The sequence below is a fragment of the Collimonas sp. GW821-FHT02H07 genome (genome assembly GCF_059421505.1).
Genome location: NZ_JBWKVC010000004.1, coordinates 147,386 through 161,775 on the forward strand (window position 1 = coordinate 147,386; position 14,390 = coordinate 161,775).

A 14,390-nucleotide genomic window follows, 5' to 3' on the forward strand; every position below is an offset into this window, starting at 1 on the left:
ACGGTTCGCAGTTCAGTTGCGCCAGTCAGCAGCGCAGTCCTTCTATCAAAGGGAAACCATGGAAGTCACGCACACCATCACTAACCTGATCATCTTCGTACTGGCGATCTACGTCGGCTACCACGTGGTCTGGACCGTCACGCCGGCGCTGCATACGCCGCTGATGGCGGTTACCAACGCCATCTCCGCCATCATCATCATCGGCGCCATGCTGGCGGCCGGCCTGACCGAAGGCATGGTCGGCCAGGTCGCCGGCACGCTGGCGGTGGCGCTGGCGGCAGTCAATGTGTTCGGCGGCTTCCTGGTGACCCAGCGCATGCTGGAAATGTTCAAGAAAAAAGAACCGAAGGCCAAGCCGGCGGCTAAAGAGGGAGCGGCGCAATGAGCATGAACCTGGTGACCTTGCTGTACCTGATCGCCTCGATCTGCTTCATCCAGGCGCTCAAGGGTTTGTCGCATCCATCTTCGGCGCGGCGCGGCAACGCCTTCGGCATGGCCGGCATGGCGATCGCGGTAGTCACCACGATTGCCCTGATCGTCAAGCTGAAAGCGGAATCGCAGGGCGCTGGCCTGGGCTTCTGGCTGGTGGCTGGCGGCGTGATCGTCGGCGGCGGCATCGGCGCGGTGCTGGCCAAGCGCGTCGAGATGACCAAGATGCCGGAGCTGGTGGCGGCGATGCACTCGCTGATCGGTCTGGCGGCGGTCTGTATCGCGGTGGCAGCGGTGTCCGAGCCCTGGGCTTTCGGCATTGCGGCGCACGGCGACGCGCTGCCGGTCGGCAATCGTATCGAACTGTTCATCGGCACCTTCGTCGGCGCGATTACCTTCTCGGGTTCGGTGATCGCCTTCGGCAAACTGTCGGGCAAGTATAAATTCCGCCTGTTCCAGGGCGCGCCGGTGAGTTTCCGCGGCCAGCATTTCATCAACCTGTTGCTGGCCGTAGCGATGTTGGGGTTGGGGCTTATCTTTGTGCTGACCCAGTCCTGGCTGCCCTTCATCCTGATGGCTGTCATCGCGTTTGCGCTGGGTGTGCTGATCATTATCCCGATCGGCGGCGCCGATATGCCGGTGGTGGTGTCGATGCTCAACAGCTACTCGGGTTGGGCCGCGGCCGGCATCGGCTTTTCGCTGAACAATTCGATGCTGATCATCGCCGGTTCGCTGGTCGGTTCCAGCGGCGCGATCCTGTCCTACATCATGTGCAAGGCGATGAATCGTTCGTTCTTCAATGTGATCCTGGGCGGCTTTGGCGGCGATGCAGCTGCTGCGGCATCGGTTGGCGCACAAGCCCAACGCCCGGTGAAATCCGGCTCCGCCGACGATGCCTCGTTCCTGCTGGGGAATGCTGAAACCGTCATCATTGTTCCAGGCTACGGCCTGGCGGTGGCGCGCGCGCAGCACGCATTGATGGAACTGGCTGAAAAGCTGTCGCACAAGGGGGTCACCGTCAAGTTTGCGATCCATCCGGTGGCAGGGCGCATGCCGGGTCACATGAACGTGTTGCTGGCGGAAGCCGAAGTGCCGTACGATCAGGTGTTCGAGATGGAAGACATCAATAGCGAATTTGCCCAGGCTGACGTGGTGCTGGTGCTGGGCGCCAACGACGTCGTCAATCCGGCCGCCAAGGATCCGAAGTCATCGATTGCCGGCATGCCTATCCTGGAAGCCTACAAAGCCAAGACCGTCATCGTCAACAAACGCTCGATGGCCTCCGGCTATGCCGGGCTGGATAATGAGCTGTTCTACATGGACAAGACCATGATGGTGTTCGGCGACGCCAAGAAGGTGATTGAAGATATGGTGAAAGGGATAGAATAAGCCCCGGCCGCTCTTGCCGAAAAGCCGCGCCAGGTTTATCCGGCGCGGCTTTTTTTATGCTGAACGCGGACTGCGATCAGCGCCGGCCGAACATCATCTGCTGCGCCAGCAGGCGCCGCGCCGGCTTGATCACATCGACCAGGCCGAGCGAAAGACCGAGCAGGGTTTGCGACAACGCGCCGTCGGGCGCGCTGGCGAAGATCCGCGCCATGACGTCGGTCAGATGTATCGTCAGGCCGCGGTCGGACTGTCTGGCGGCCGTGAACTGCAGCAGCGTCTCCGAGGACATGTCGGCCGCCAGCATGCGCGCCAGCACCGTGGCGTCGCGCAGGCCCAGGTTCAGGCCCTGGCCGGCGACCGGATGCAGGGTTTGGGCCGCGTTGCCGATCGCTACTGTCCTGGCAGAGGCGGCGGGACGTGCATTCAGGCCGAGCGGAAAACTGTTGCGCGGCGTGGTCTTGGTGAACCGTCCCAGGCGGCCGCCGAAGGCTTGCGTCAACGCTTCCAGGAAAGCGGCGTCGTCCAGCGCCAGCAAATTATTGGCGGTAGCGGGGCGCACGCACCAGACCAATGCATAGTTGTTGCCGTGGCCGTCGTCCTGCGGCAGCAGCGCCAGCGGGCCCTGGTCGGTGAAGCGTTCAAAGGCGCGCTGGGCAATCGGGGCGCTGGCCTGGACATGGGCGACGATGCCGACCTGCTGGTAGTCGCGCTGCAGCGCTTTGTCGCTTTGCGCGCCGAACACGCCGCCTTCGGCCTGCACCAATAATTTAGCGTGCACGGCACGCCCGTCTGACAGTTGCAGTTCCACCCGGTCTTCATGTCCGGTGCTGGAAGTCACCTGCAGCGGCCGCAGCAGCTGGACATCTTGCAGCGCAGGCAGTGCAGCCAGCGCGGTCACCAGCGTGCCGTAGCGCGTGACATAGCCGAGCGCGGGCAGCTGGAATTCGTCGCGCTGGATCAGGGTGCGGCCGAAGTGGCCGCGGCGCGAGACGTGGATCTGGTGGATGGCGGTGGCGGCAATCGGCCAGGCGCCGATTGCCTGCAGGATCTGGCTGCTGCCATAGGACAGCGCCAGCGAACGCGGATCCTGGCGCGCCAGTTCAACCGTCTTGGCGTCGATCAGGGCGATGCGCGCCGCCGGCACCCCGCGTTTTACCAGCAGTGCGGCCAGGCTCAGGCCGACCGGGCCGGCGCCGCAGATGGCGATGTCGGCATCGCCATCGTTCCTGTTCTGCAGATTGGCGTTCTCGTTCATGCCGGCAGGCCCCAGTCGCGCAGCTGCGCCGCGGTTACCGCCGGATCGCTGTGATGGATGGCGCGCCAGCCGAGTGCGCGCGCGGCCAGCACATTCCGTTCGACGTCGTCGATGAAGACCAGATGCTCTGGCTGAGCCTCGGGATGGTGTACGCGTATGCGTTCCAGCATGCGCTGGTAGATGCGCGGATCCGGCTTGATCAGCTTTTCTTCGCCCGACACCAGGATGTCCTTGAAGCGTTGCAGGACCGGCTGGTAAGGAGCGTTGCCGCGGGCGTAGGGGAAGGTTTCGGCCGACCAGTTGGTCAAGGCGTACAAGGGCACGCCGCCGGCTTCCAGCGCCTCGAAAATCGCCAGGCCCGGCGCCAGCGTGCCGCCCAGCATTTCCGTCCAGCGGCTATAGAAAGCTGCAATCAGCGGTGCATGTTCCGGATGGCGGGCGCTGAGGCTGGCGGTTGCTTCAGCCAGCGGGCGGCCGCCGTCCTGCTGGATATTCCATGCGCCGTTGCAGATGTTGGCGAGGAACCATTTGCGCTCCGTTTCGTCGGCGATCAGCTTGCGAAACAAGTAGTCCGGATTCCAGTCGAACAGGACGCCGCCGAGATCGAACACGACGATGGTGGGTGTGGCAGCGATGGTGGCAGTGGTCATAGCCGTCATGATAACAGCGCCTGCAGCGTATTGCAGTCTGGCGGCAGGCTTGGCGTCACTTGCGCATCAAGGCTTCGATCTCGGCCACCGAGGTCGGGACGTCGCGGGTCAGGTTGATATTGCCGTCGGCAGTCACCAGGATGTCGTCTTCGATGCGGATGCCGATATGCCAGAACTGTTCCGGCACGCTTTCCGCCGGCCGCACGTAGATGCCGGGTTCGACCGTGGTGACCATGCCCGGCTGCAGCTTGCGCCATGGCTTTTGCTGGCCTTCCGGCGCGGCTTCGCCTGGTTCGCCGCTTTTTTCACGATAAGCGCCGACGTCATGCACGTCGAGGCCGATCCAGTGGCCGGTGCTGTGCATGTAGAACTGGCGGTAATCGCCGTTGGCAATGACGTCGTCGAGGCTGCCGACCTTGTTCTTGAGGAGCAGGCCGGTGTCGAGCATGCCTTGCGCCAGCACGCGCAGGGCGGCATTGTGGCCATCGATGAAGCGCTGGCCCGGGCGGGTGGCGGCAATCGCCGCGTGCTGCGCCGCCAGTACGATCTCATACAAGGCTTTTTGCGGGGCGGAGAAGACGCCGTTGGCAGGGAAGGTGCGGGTGATGTCGGAGGCGTAGCTTTCGAATTCGCAGCCGGCGTCGATCAGCACCAGATCGCCATCCTTCAGTTCGGTATTGCCGGCGCGATAGTGCAGCACGCAAGCGTTGGCGCCGGCGGCGACGATCGAGGTATAGGCCGGCGATTCGGCGCCGTTGCTGCGGAATTCGTGCAGGATTTCCGCTTCCAGGTGGTATTCGCGCAGGCCGGGACGCGCCATGCGCATGGCGCGGCGATGGGCGCCGGCGGCAATCTGGCCGGAGCGCTGCATGATGGCATGTTCGGAGGCATCCTTGAACAAGCGCATTTCGGCCAGCAACGGATCCAGGCTGTGGATCGTGGCTGGCGCGCTGACGCCGACGCGCGCCTGGCCGGCCAGCTTGGCGAGCCAGCCTTGCAGCTGGCTGTCGCGGTTGGCCTGCTTGCCCAGCGTGTAAAAGATCGCCGGCGCATCGGCCAGCAGCTTCGGCATTTCGCTGTCGATCTCGTCGATCGCAAAGGCAGCGTCGAAGCCCAGTTGTTCACGCGCGGCAGCCGGGCCGAAGCGGAAGCCGTCCCAGATTTCGCGTTCCAGGTTTTTCTCGCGGCAGAACAAAATTGCCTTTGGATCCTTGCCGGCGACCAGCACGATCACGGCGTCCGGTTCGGTAAATCCGGACAGGTAGTAGAAGCTGCTGTCGTGACGGTAGGGGAAATCGGAATCGGCGTTGCGTATTGCCTCCGGCGCTGTCGAGATGATGGCGACGCCGCCACCCATGGCTTGCATTTGCGCGATCAGTTTGCTGCGGCGTGTGCTGTAAGGAGTCATGTTGGCGCTCATTCCTAATTTCTGTAACAGGTTGTCGTGCGCTGCCTTACAGCGGCGCGTTGAGTTGATCCAGGCGTTCGATGGTGCCGACGTCGGCCCAGTCGCCGCGGTACACTTCGCCGCCGAGCTGGCCGCGCGCGGCGTATTCGCGCATCAGGGTGACCAGCTTTTCCGGCTGGCCGGGGCTGACGGCGTCGAACATCTCGGGACGGTAAACGCCGATGCCCGAGTAGGTATAGGTATGGCCGGGCTCGCCTTCATTGCTGACGGAAAAGCTGTGCAGTCCGAAGTCGCCTTGCGGATGGTGGGGCGGGTTTTTCACCAGGTAGAGCCAGGCTACGTCGCGCTTGTCGAGCGGATAGGGCTGGCCCCACAGGTCGTTGTCTTCCAGCGTGTTCTTGACTTGTTCGAAATTGAAATGCGGGCAATAGACATCGCCGGCAATCGCCACGAACGGTTGTTCGCCGAGCAGATGGCGGGCGTAGGCGATGCCGCCGGCGGTTTCCAGCGCGACCTTTTCCGCCGAGTAGCGGATGGCGGCGCCGTACTTGCTGCCGTCGCCCAGCGCTTCTTCGATCATGTATCCCAGATGGGCATGGTTGATGACGATCTCGGTAATGCCGGCGCGCACCAGGTTGACCACGTGCCAGACGATCAGCGGCCGGCCGCGGACCTTGAGCAGGGGCTTGGGAAGGGTGTCGGTCAGCGGACGCATGCGCTCGCCGCGGCCGGCCGCAAATATCATTGCTTTCATGGATGCTTTTATTCGTGCTGCGGTTGGTTAGAAGGTATAGCCGACTTGCACTGTTTTATCTTCCAGCTTGTCCAGCATGCGCACCAGCGGTATCAGTTCGCGGTAGCGCAAGGCCGTCTTGCGGACGTAATCCATGACCAGCGGGATGTCTTTGAGGTAGGCTTCCTTGCCGTCGCGGTGATACAGGCGCGCGAACAGGCCGAGGATTTTCAGGTGCCGCTGCAAGCCCATGTACTCGAAATCGCGGTAGAAGCTGTCGATGTCCGGCGCCACCGGCAGGCCGGCGCGCTTGGCCCGTTCCCAGTAGCGGATCATCCAGTCCAGCACCTGGGCTTCGTCCCACTGGATGTAGACGTCGCGCAGCAGCGAAACGATGTCGTAGCTGATCGGACCGTATAGCGCGCCCTGGAAATCCAGCACGCCGGGATTGCCGTCTGCGAGCACCATCAGGTTGCGCGAATGGTAGTCGCGGTGGATGAACACCTGCGGCTGCGCCAGATTGTTGGCGAGGATGGCGTCGAACACCTTGTTGAGATCGGCGCTTTGCTGGTCGCTCAGGGTTGCCTTCAGATGCTTGCCGATATACCACTCGGGGAATATTTGCAATTCTCGCAACAGGAAGGCGCGGTCGTATTCTGGCAGCACGTCCGGCTGGCTCTTGGTTTGCAGCAATACCAGCGCTTCGACGGCATCCATATAGAGCTTGTGCGCATTGTCGATGCTGCCGTCGCCGGTGAGTTGCTGCAGATAGGTCGTGGAACCCAGATCGGACAGCAGCAGGAAGCCCCGTTCGACATCTTGCGCCAGGACCGTCGGCACCGACAGGCCGATGCCGGCAAACAGCGCGCCGATCTCGATGAAGGGCCGCACGTCCTCCTGCGGCGGCGGCGCATCCATCACGATCAGGGTGCCGCCGGCGGCCGTGTCTACGCCGACCGCATCGATGCGGAAATAACGGCGGAAGCTGGCGTCGGCGGAGGCAGGGCGCAAGGTCGCGGGCAAGGTGGGAATGTCGCTGAGCGTAGTTAGCCATTCGACAATTTGAGTCTGGCGCAGATCGGGTAAAGCAGGGGCAGACTGTGATAAAGACATTAAGCAATCCAGTAAAACGGCTGTTGATGGTGAGTTCCCATATAATAAGGGATTAATTTCAAAAAATCGCCTGCTATGGTGTTTGCCAAATTCATTTCATGACCCGGTCCTCCTCAGCGCTTCCTAAGTATCCCCAGCCACGTTCAGGTCAGGTCCGGTCCGGTCCGGCTGCGTCCCAATTGCCGGCTTTGCGGCGCATGACCATTCTGGTGGCTTCGGTCATTGCGGCGGTTTCCATGCCGATGTGGGCCTGGGCGCAGGCAGTCGAAGTGGCGACGCCGGCAGCGCCGGATGCGCAGACCAACCCGCCGAAAACCAAGCCGCCGCGCGTCAACGATACCGATGCGCCGACCAACATCGAGGCCGAACAGATGACCGGCCGCCCGGACCGTTTGCTGAACCTGGATAACGATGTGGACCTGACCCGCGGCGGCACCAACGTCAAATCCAAGACGGGAATTTACCGGATTGTCGAGAATGAGGCCGAAGCCCATGGCTGCGTACGGATGAATCGCTATGGCGACAGGTACACCGGCGACGACCTGAAGCTGAACATGGATTCAGGGCAAGGCTACCTGACCAATCCGACCTACTGGTTCGTGGCCAACGATGGCCACGGCAGCGCCGAGCGCATCAATTTTCTCGATGAGGACCGGTCGGAAATCGTCAAAGGCAACTATACGACCTGTCCTGGCACCAAGCCGGACTGGTACATCAAGTCCAGTACGCTGGATGTCGACAGCGGCCTGGGCGAAGGGGTTGCCCACAACGGCATTCTGTATTTCAAGAGCGTGCCTATCCTTGGTGCGCCGAGCATGTCGTTCCCGCTATCGAACGACCGGCAGTCCGGCGTTTTGCCGCCGATCATCGGCACCACCAACAATGGCGGCCTGGAATTCAATCTGCCGTATTACTTCAATATCGCGCCGAATCGCGATTTGACGGTCTATCCCAACATCATCAGCCAGCGCGGCTTGCAGATGGGGGCGGATGCGCGTTACATGGGCGTGGGTTATAGCGGCCAGACCAAGGTCGAGTACTTGCCTGACGACAGGCTGACCAAGAGCGATCGCTATGCCTTGCAGTCGATCCATACGCAGACGCTGTATCCCGGCTTGACGATGGGCTGGAACGTGAATTTTGCCTCGGATAACAACTATTCAGACGACTTCACGCGTTCGATTACCCAAAGCTCTTTGCGTACCTTGAATCGAGAATTCGATTTGAACTATAGCGGTTCGTTCTGGAGCGTGGCGGCGCTGGCTTCGCGCTATCAGATACTGCAGGATTTTAATGCTGCAGGGAATCCGACGCTCAGCCGTCCCTATGACCGCATGCCGCAAGTGACGCTTACTGCGGGTAAGCAGGATATCTATGGTTTTGACTGGACCGTGAACGCGCAATACACGCGTTTCTGGAATAGCCAGTATGATTTTCCGCAAGGCAGCGGCATGCCTTACACCAGCAGCACTTTGAATCCGCTGGGCGGCGAGCGGGTCTACATCAATCCGCAGCTTTCCTATCCGATTATCCGTCCTGGCTATTTCATTACGCCAAAGATCCAGCTGGATGCTACCGCCTATAGCATCACGCCGAACAAATTCGGCGTAGCGAATCCGCCCACCCAGGCGCCGGGTATAACCGGCTCGACAGCCCTGGGCAACGATTTCAGCCGGGTCCTGCCGACTTTTTCGCTGGATGCCGGACTGATCTTCGAACGCGATGCCAAATTCTTCGGCAAGCCAATGACGCAGACGCTGGAGCCGCGCATGTTCTATGTGCGCACGCCGTATCATGACCAGAGCCAGTTTCCCTTATTCGACAGCGGCGCCGCGGATTTTAACTTTGCCCAGATTTTCACGGAAAACCGCTATACCGGCCATGACCGCATCAGCGACGCCAATCAATTGACCACGGCTTTGATCTCCCGCTTTATCGAGGAATCGGGCGTGGAGCGCCTGCGCCTTGGGATTGGCCAACGCATGTACTTTACGCAACCGCGTGTTGCCCTGAATGCTGCCGATAACATCACCACCAGCCGTTCGGATTTGCTGCTGATGGCGGGTGGCCAGGTGACGCCGACGCTGGGTGTCGACAACACCATTCAATACAGTCAGAGTAATAATCAGTGGGTGCGTGCCAGTTCCAACATCAAATGGCAGCCAGGCCCGAAAAAAGTCATCAATTTCTCCTATCAGCTGGATCACAACAACTTTGATCCGCTCCTCCTGGATAATAAATACCTGAAGCAATTCGACGTATCCGCCCAGTGGCCCTTGAGCAAGCGCTGGTATGGCGTAGGCCGCGTAAGTTATTCCTTGCAGGAAAAAACCGTCGGACAAAGCCTGCTTGGACTGGAGTACAAGGCCGATTGCTGGGTCTTCCGCGTGGTGGGCCAGCGCACGCCGACGTCGTCAACCCGCACGACTACGGGTATATTCGTGCAACTTGAGTTGAATGGTTTATCAAGTATCGGGTCGAATCCGATGCAAGCCCTGCGTAGCAGCGTTCCAGGTTATCAGAATATCAATCAGCCCGACTCTTTCATTAGCCGTTGAACCTGTTATTCTCCCCGTCATTCTTCAGATTATTCTCACCCATGAACGTTTTTCCAATTATGCGTAAAACCAATCAAACTCAACTCACGGCAATTGCATTCGTGCTGTTGTCCGCAACTGCCGGCGGCGCCTGGGCGCAAGCTGCGTCGAAGCAGATTACGCCTCCTCTGGTTGCCCAGGCTGCAGCACCGGCAGCTGCAACGGCAGCGCCGGCATCCAAGGCAACTCCGCAAACCGTCGACGCCATCCTCGCGGTGGTGAACACGGATGTGATCACTCAGCAGGAATTGGCCAAGCGCATGGGCGACGTGGTGCAGCGCATGAAGGCACAGAATATTGAATTGCCGCCAGTGGCTGAGCTGCAAAAACAATTGCTTGAACGCATGATTCTTGAGCGCGCCGAAGTGCAGCTGGCAAAAGAAAACGGTTTGTCGGTGGACGACGTCATGCTGGACCGCGCAATCGGCCGGATTGCCGAGCAAAACAAGCTGTCGATGGCGGATTTCCAGAAACAGCTGGCAGCCGACAAGATTCCTTACCCGGCTTTCCGTGAGGAAATTCGGCAGGAAATGCTGCTGCAGCGCCTGCGTGAACGCGAAGTCGACAACAAGATCCAGATTTCGGAATCGGAAGTCGATAATTACATCGCCGCCGACAGCAGCAGCAAGCAAAATGCACAGGAACTGGATTTAGCGCAGATTCTGGTGCGCGTTCCTGAAAACGCAACGGCCGAACAGATTGCGCAGCGCGCCAAGCGTGCGGAAGAAGCCATGCAGCAGATCAAATCCGGCGGCAACTTCGCCGCTGTGGCTGCAGCATTTTCCGATGCCAGCGATGCCCTCACTGGCGGCGACATGGGATGGCGTTCGCAAGACCGCCTGCCTTCCTTGTATGTCGAGGCGGTCGCCAACCTGGCTCCCGGCCAGGTATCGACAATCCTGAAGAGCGCCAACGGTTTCCATATCGTCAAGCTGATCAACAAGCGTGCCGCTGCCAGCGTGCCCAAAGATACGGCAGCCGCACCGGTGCAGCAGACCCATGTGCGCCATATCCTGATCAAGGTCACGCCGACCGTGACCGCGGCGGAAGCGCGCCGCCGGCTGGTCGACTTGAAAGAACGCCTGGACAACAACGCCGCCAAGTTTGAAGACCTGGCCAAGCAGTACTCCAACGATTTGTCGGCGTCCAAGGGCGGCGATCTGGGCTGGGTGTATCCCGGCGACACCGTGCCTGAATTCGAACGGGCAATGGATGCCTTGAAGCCCGGCCAGGTCAGCGAACCTATCGAATCGCCATTCGGCTACCACCTGATCCAGGTGGTGGAACGCAAGACCAACGATGTGTCGAAAGAGCGTCAGCGCCTGGCGGCCCGCATGGCGATCCGTGAACGCAAGACTGAAGAAGCCACCAACGAATGGCTGCGTCAGTTGCGCGACCGTACTTATGTCGAATACCGCAACGACGATCACTGATCGCGTTGTCCTGAAAGCTGCGCATGCCTGATCCATCCACGGCCGCTTCGACCGGCGCACAGCAGCGGCCGGTATTGGCCGTCACCTGCGGCGAACCGGCCGGCATCGGCCCTGAAGTCTCGATCAGGGCCGCCTGGGAACTGCGCGCCCAGATCAAGAGCGTGCTGATCGGCGACGCGGCTTTTCTGGCGATGACTGCGGCGGCGATCGATCCGCAGATCAGGCTGGTCGCCTTGTCGCAGCAAGCCTTCCGCAACAATGGCTTGCCGAATTTCTCAACTGACCAGATCGCCGTGATCGACTGCCAGCTGGACGCCCATGTGCAGCCGGGCGTGCTGGATGCGCGTAACGGGCGGGCAGTGCTGCGCACGCTGGATATCGCGATTGCCGGCGCGCAGCAGGGCATTTTCGACGGCATCGTCACCGCGCCGCTGCAAAAAAGCACGATCAACGATGCCGGCGTGGCGTTCACCGGCCATACCGAATACCTGGCTGAAAAAAGCGCCACCGCCCAGGTAGTCATGATGCTGGCGACCGACCGCACCACGCCGCCGCTGCGCGTGGCGCTGGCGACCACGCATCTGGCGCTGAAAGATGTCGCCGCGGCGATCACTTTTGAAAGCCTGAGCCGCACTATCGCTATCCTGGATGCCGATCTGAAGAATAAATTCGGGCTGGCGCAGCCGCGTATCCTGGTGACCGGCCTCAATCCGCATGCGGGCGAGGGCGGCTATCTGGGCCGCGAAGAAATCGATGTCATCAGCCCCGTATTGCAGGCCGCCAAGGCGAATGGCATTGCGGTGAGCGGCCCTTACCCTGCCGATACCTTGTTCCAGCAAAAATACCTGGCGGAGGCCGACTGCGTTTTGGCGATGTATCACGACCAGGGTTTGCCGGTACTGAAATATGCCAGCTTCGGACACGGCATCAACATCACGCTCGGCTTGCCGTTTATCCGTACTTCGGTGGATCACGGCACCGCCCTGGATCTCGCCGCTGCCGGCCTCGGCCACGCCGATCACGGCAGCATGCTGGCTGCGCTGAATGTGGCGGCGCAGATGGTGCGCTTGAGCCAATCCGGGAAAAAATAACTCCTTGCTTCGGTGCTTGAACAACGCGTGTTTGTTTTAGCCGCTCTGCCTCGCAAATAAAGAAAAATATGAAGAATCACATTCCCCGCAAGCGCTTCGGCCAGAATTTCCTGACTGATGACACCGTGCTGTACAACATCATCAGCGCGATAGCGCCGCAAGCCGACGACAACATGGTTGAAATCGGCCCCGGCCTGGCGGCCATGACCAGCCTGCTGCTGGAGTCCTTGCAGCAATTGCACGTGGTCGAACTGGATCGCGACCTGGTAGCGCGGCTGCAAAAGAATTTCGATCCGGCGCGCCTGCATGTGCATTCCGCCGATGCCTTGAAATTCGACTTCAGCAGCATTCCCCTGAGCGGCGACAAGAAATTGCGCGTGGTCGGCAATCTGCCTTACAACATTTCCAGCCCCTTGCTGTTCCACCTGGCGCAGATCGCGCCGCAGGTGCAGGACCAGCACTTCATGCTGCAAAAGGAAGTCGTGGAACGCATGGTGGCCACACCCGGCAGCAAAGCTTTTGGCCGCCTGTCCGTCATGCTGCAATGGCGCTACACCATGCAGCTGATGTTCATCGTGCCGCCGACCGCTTTCGATCCGCCGCCGAAAGTGGAGTCTGCCATCGTACGGATGATTCCGATCGCCCAGCCTCTGGCTTGCGACCAGAAGAAACTGGAAGATGTCGTGCTGAAAGCCTTTACGCAAAGGCGCAAGGTGATCCGCAACTGCCTGGCCGGCATGTTTACCGAGAATGACTTGATTGATGCTGGCGTCGATCCGCAGTCGCGGCCTGAAACCGTGTCGATGGAATTGTTTGTGGCGTTGGCGAATCGCCTGGCCTGATTACAACGCGGCGCTGGCGGAAATGCCATCCTTGCGTTCGATCAGTTCGATTTTATAGCCATCGGGATCCTGTACGAAAGCGATCACCGTGCTACCGCCCTTTACCGGACCGGCTTCGCGCGTGACGTTGCCGCCTTGCGCCTTGACGTCGGCGCAGGCCTTGTAGGCGTCTTCCACAGCCACCGCCAGGTGGCCGAAGGCGGTGCCCTGCTCGTAGCTGTCAACGCCGTAGTTATAGGTCAGTTCAAGTTCCGCATGGTCGGGATTGCTGCCGTAGCCGACAAAAGCCAGGGTGTATTTGTACTCTGGATTGTCGTTGGTGCGCAGCAACTTCATGCCCAGCACCTTGGTGTAGAAATCGATGGAGCGTTGCAGATTGCCGACGCGCAGCATGGTATGGAGGATTCGCATGATTGTTCTCGATGGTTGGGAAGGAAGATTTTCTCAAAACCTGCGTCGCTATTTTAAGGCGGCGCGGGCGGCAGCGTGCGCCAGGCCTCAGCCTTAAAAAACCGGCAGGGTTTCCTGAGCGCTGTCGCGCAGGGTTTTCCGGGCGGTTTCAAACTCGGGGAAAATCGATTGCACCGTGGCCCAGAAACGCGGGCTGTGGTTCATTTCGCGCAGATGCGACAACTCGTGGGCGATCACGTAATCGATCAGCGGCAGCGCGAAATGCATCAGCCGCCAGTTGAGGCGGATCTTGCCTTCGGAAGTGCACGAACCCCATTGCGTGGTGGCCGACGACAGCGCAAACGACTGATAGGTGACGCCCAGCTTTTGCGCATAGATCGGCAAGCGCTCGCCGAATACACGCTTGGCTTCCAGCTGCAGCCAGCCCAATACGCGATCCTTGAGCTGCTGCTCGCCGGCATCGGCCGGCAGGCAGACGATCAGCTGGTCGCTGGCGTCGTCGAAATGGATGCCGGCTTTTTGCGTGGCGTGGATGCGCAGGGTAATGCTGCGGCCCATGTAGGGCAGCGTTTCGCCGTCGCGCCATTGCATCTGCGGCTGCATGCGGCGGGTGGAGCGGTCGCGGTACTCGCTCAGCTTGGTAAAAATCCAACGTTTCTTTTCGCGGATGGCCACTTCGATATCGCCCAGCGTGACCCATTTCGGGGCCGTAACGCGCAGGCCGTCGTCGCTGATCAGGAAGCCGATGGAGCGCCGTTTGGAGCGCAGCAGGGTGTAATCGAGGATGTGTTCGCCAAAATGCAGGCGGCGCTTGCCTGGCGCCAGCGCGACAGCTTCGCCAGCCAGGGGGGGCTGTGGCGCCGGTGTTGAGCGAGGGTTCGATCTTGGATTGGGGGCTTGCGGAGCTGGCGGCGTGCTGGCGATTGAATCGTCGGCAAACAGGTCCAGCTGCAACGCTTGTTGCTGCGGCAGCTTGCCCTGGGGCCGTGCATCCGGCCCCAGGCGTGGCTTAATTGGTTTTTGATGCAATAGTTTCAAT

General features: G+C 60.6%; 13 protein-coding genes. 6 read left to right on the top strand and 7 right to left on the bottom strand.

Annotated elements, in window-relative coordinates; translation table 11 throughout:
* The first annotated feature begins 58 nt into the window (after positions 1 to 58).
* Positions 59 to 385 carry an NAD(P) transhydrogenase subunit alpha part 2 gene (locus AC07V8_RS08560; protein WP_098493953.1) on the top strand — a complete coding sequence of 109 codons (327 nt, stop codon included), beginning with the start codon at positions 59 to 61 and terminating at the stop codon, positions 383 to 385.
* The gene (locus AC07V8_RS08565; protein WP_494678218.1) at positions 382 to 1,818 is read left to right on the top strand and encodes an NAD(P)(+) transhydrogenase (Re/Si-specific) subunit beta; all 1,437 of its coding nucleotides are present in this window, start codon (positions 382 to 384) and stop codon (positions 1,816 to 1,818) included. Before AC07V8_RS08560 ends, AC07V8_RS08565 begins: the two co-directional genes overlap by 4 nt.
* Before the next feature lie 76 nt (positions 1,819 to 1,894).
* Here AC07V8_RS08565 and AC07V8_RS08570 read toward each other — a convergent pair whose 3' ends face one another.
* From AC07V8_RS08570 to AC07V8_RS08590, 5 genes are read right to left on the bottom strand one after another with little or no spacing between them, the layout of a single operon-like run.
* Positions 1,895 to 3,073: an FAD-dependent monooxygenase gene (locus AC07V8_RS08570; protein WP_494678217.1), complete on the bottom strand. Its 1,179-nt coding sequence runs from the start codon at positions 3,071 to 3,073 to the stop codon at positions 1,895 to 1,897.
* Positions 3,070 to 3,732 carry an HAD family hydrolase gene (locus AC07V8_RS08575; protein ID WP_494678216.1) on the bottom strand — a complete coding sequence of 221 codons (663 nt, stop codon included), beginning with the start codon at positions 3,730 to 3,732 and terminating at the stop codon, positions 3,070 to 3,072. Before AC07V8_RS08575 ends, AC07V8_RS08570 begins: the two co-directional genes overlap by 4 nt.
* A gap of 46 nt (positions 3,733 to 3,778) precedes the next feature.
* The gene (locus tag AC07V8_RS08580) at positions 3,779 to 5,143 is read right to left on the bottom strand and encodes an aminopeptidase P N-terminal domain-containing protein (RefSeq protein ID WP_494678215.1); all 1,365 of its coding nucleotides are present in this window, start codon (positions 5,141 to 5,143) and stop codon (positions 3,779 to 3,781) included.
* 34 nt (positions 5,144 to 5,177) lie between these two features.
* Positions 5,178 to 5,885, bottom strand: a complete 708-nt coding sequence (gene murU / locus AC07V8_RS08585) for an N-acetylmuramate alpha-1-phosphate uridylyltransferase MurU (RefSeq protein ID WP_494678214.1) — start codon at positions 5,883 to 5,885, stop codon at positions 5,178 to 5,180.
* A gap of 27 nt (positions 5,886 to 5,912) precedes the next feature.
* The gene (locus tag AC07V8_RS08590; protein WP_494678213.1) at positions 5,913 to 6,977 is read right to left on the bottom strand and encodes an aminoglycoside phosphotransferase family protein; all 1,065 of its coding nucleotides are present in this window, start codon (positions 6,975 to 6,977) and stop codon (positions 5,913 to 5,915) included.
* 197 nt (positions 6,978 to 7,174) lie between these two features.
* Here AC07V8_RS08590 and AC07V8_RS08595 point away from each other — a divergent pair, with 197 nt between their 5' ends.
* The 4 genes from AC07V8_RS08595 to rsmA all read left to right on the top strand — a co-directional run bounded on the left by AC07V8_RS08595 (position 7,175) and on the right by rsmA (position 12,940).
* On the top strand, positions 7,175 to 9,535 hold the full coding sequence (locus tag AC07V8_RS08595; RefSeq protein WP_494678212.1) for an LPS-assembly protein LptD: 2,361 nt from the start codon (positions 7,175 to 7,177) through the stop codon (positions 9,533 to 9,535).
* Positions 9,536 to 9,594: 59 nt separating this feature from the next.
* Entirely contained in the window at positions 9,595 to 11,007 is a 1,413-nt protein-coding gene (locus AC07V8_RS08600) for a peptidylprolyl isomerase (protein ID WP_494678211.1), read from the top strand.
* Between the two features lie 23 nt (positions 11,008 to 11,030).
* Positions 11,031 to 12,098: a 4-hydroxythreonine-4-phosphate dehydrogenase PdxA gene (pdxA, locus tag AC07V8_RS08605; protein WP_494678210.1), complete on the top strand. Its 1,068-nt coding sequence runs from the start codon at positions 11,031 to 11,033 to the stop codon at positions 12,096 to 12,098.
* Positions 12,099 to 12,166: 68 nt separating this feature from the next.
* Entirely contained in the window at positions 12,167 to 12,940 is a 774-nt protein-coding gene (gene rsmA / locus AC07V8_RS08610) for a 16S rRNA (adenine(1518)-N(6)/adenine(1519)-N(6))-dimethyltransferase RsmA (protein WP_494678209.1), read from the top strand.
* On the opposite strand, the gene gloA is transcribed toward rsmA, so the two are convergent.
* Together gloA and AC07V8_RS08620 are read right to left on the bottom strand one after the other, a co-directional pair.
* Complete coding sequence (gene gloA, locus AC07V8_RS08615; protein WP_494678208.1) at positions 12,941 to 13,351, bottom strand: lactoylglutathione lyase; 411 nt, start codon at positions 13,349 to 13,351, stop codon at positions 12,941 to 12,943.
* Between the two features lie 93 nt (positions 13,352 to 13,444).
* A complete protein-coding gene (locus tag AC07V8_RS08620; RefSeq protein ID WP_494678262.1) occupies positions 13,445 to 14,389 on the bottom strand; it encodes a M48 family metallopeptidase in 945 nt (314 codons plus the stop codon).
* Between the last annotated feature and the right edge of the window lies 1 nt (position 14,390).

What these genes read in the sequence shown, in the direction of transcription:
- AC07V8_RS08560 (WP_098493953.1), top strand. Translation starts at nt 59, where the DNA reads ATGGAAGTCACGCACACCATCACTAACCTGATCATCTTCGTACTGGCG.
- AC07V8_RS08565 (WP_494678218.1), top strand. Translation starts at nt 382, where the DNA reads ATGAGCATGAACCTGGTGACCTTGCTGTACCTGATCGCCTCGATCTGC.
- AC07V8_RS08570 (WP_494678217.1), bottom strand. Translation starts at nt 3,073, where the DNA reads ATGAACGAGAACGCCAATCTGCAGAACAGGAACGATGGCGATGCCGAC.
- AC07V8_RS08575 (WP_494678216.1), bottom strand. Translation starts at nt 3,732, where the DNA reads ATGACGGCTATGACCACTGCCACCATCGCTGCCACACCCACCATCGTC.
- AC07V8_RS08580 (WP_494678215.1), bottom strand. Translation starts at nt 5,143, where the DNA reads ATGAGCGCCAACATGACTCCTTACAGCACACGCCGCAGCAAACTGATC.
- murU (WP_494678214.1), bottom strand. Translation starts at nt 5,885, where the DNA reads ATGAAAGCAATGATATTTGCGGCCGGCCGCGGCGAGCGCATGCGTCCG.
- AC07V8_RS08590 (WP_494678213.1), bottom strand. Translation starts at nt 6,977, where the DNA reads ATGTCTTTATCACAGTCTGCCCCTGCTTTACCCGATCTGCGCCAGACT.
- AC07V8_RS08595 (WP_494678212.1), top strand. Translation starts at nt 7,175, where the DNA reads ATGACCATTCTGGTGGCTTCGGTCATTGCGGCGGTTTCCATGCCGATG.
- AC07V8_RS08600 (WP_494678211.1), top strand. Translation starts at nt 9,595, where the DNA reads ATGCGTAAAACCAATCAAACTCAACTCACGGCAATTGCATTCGTGCTG.
- pdxA (WP_494678210.1), top strand. Translation starts at nt 11,031, where the DNA reads ATGCCTGATCCATCCACGGCCGCTTCGACCGGCGCACAGCAGCGGCCG.
- rsmA (WP_494678209.1), top strand. Translation starts at nt 12,167, where the DNA reads ATGAAGAATCACATTCCCCGCAAGCGCTTCGGCCAGAATTTCCTGACT.
- gloA (WP_494678208.1), bottom strand. Translation starts at nt 13,351, where the DNA reads ATGCGAATCCTCCATACCATGCTGCGCGTCGGCAATCTGCAACGCTCC.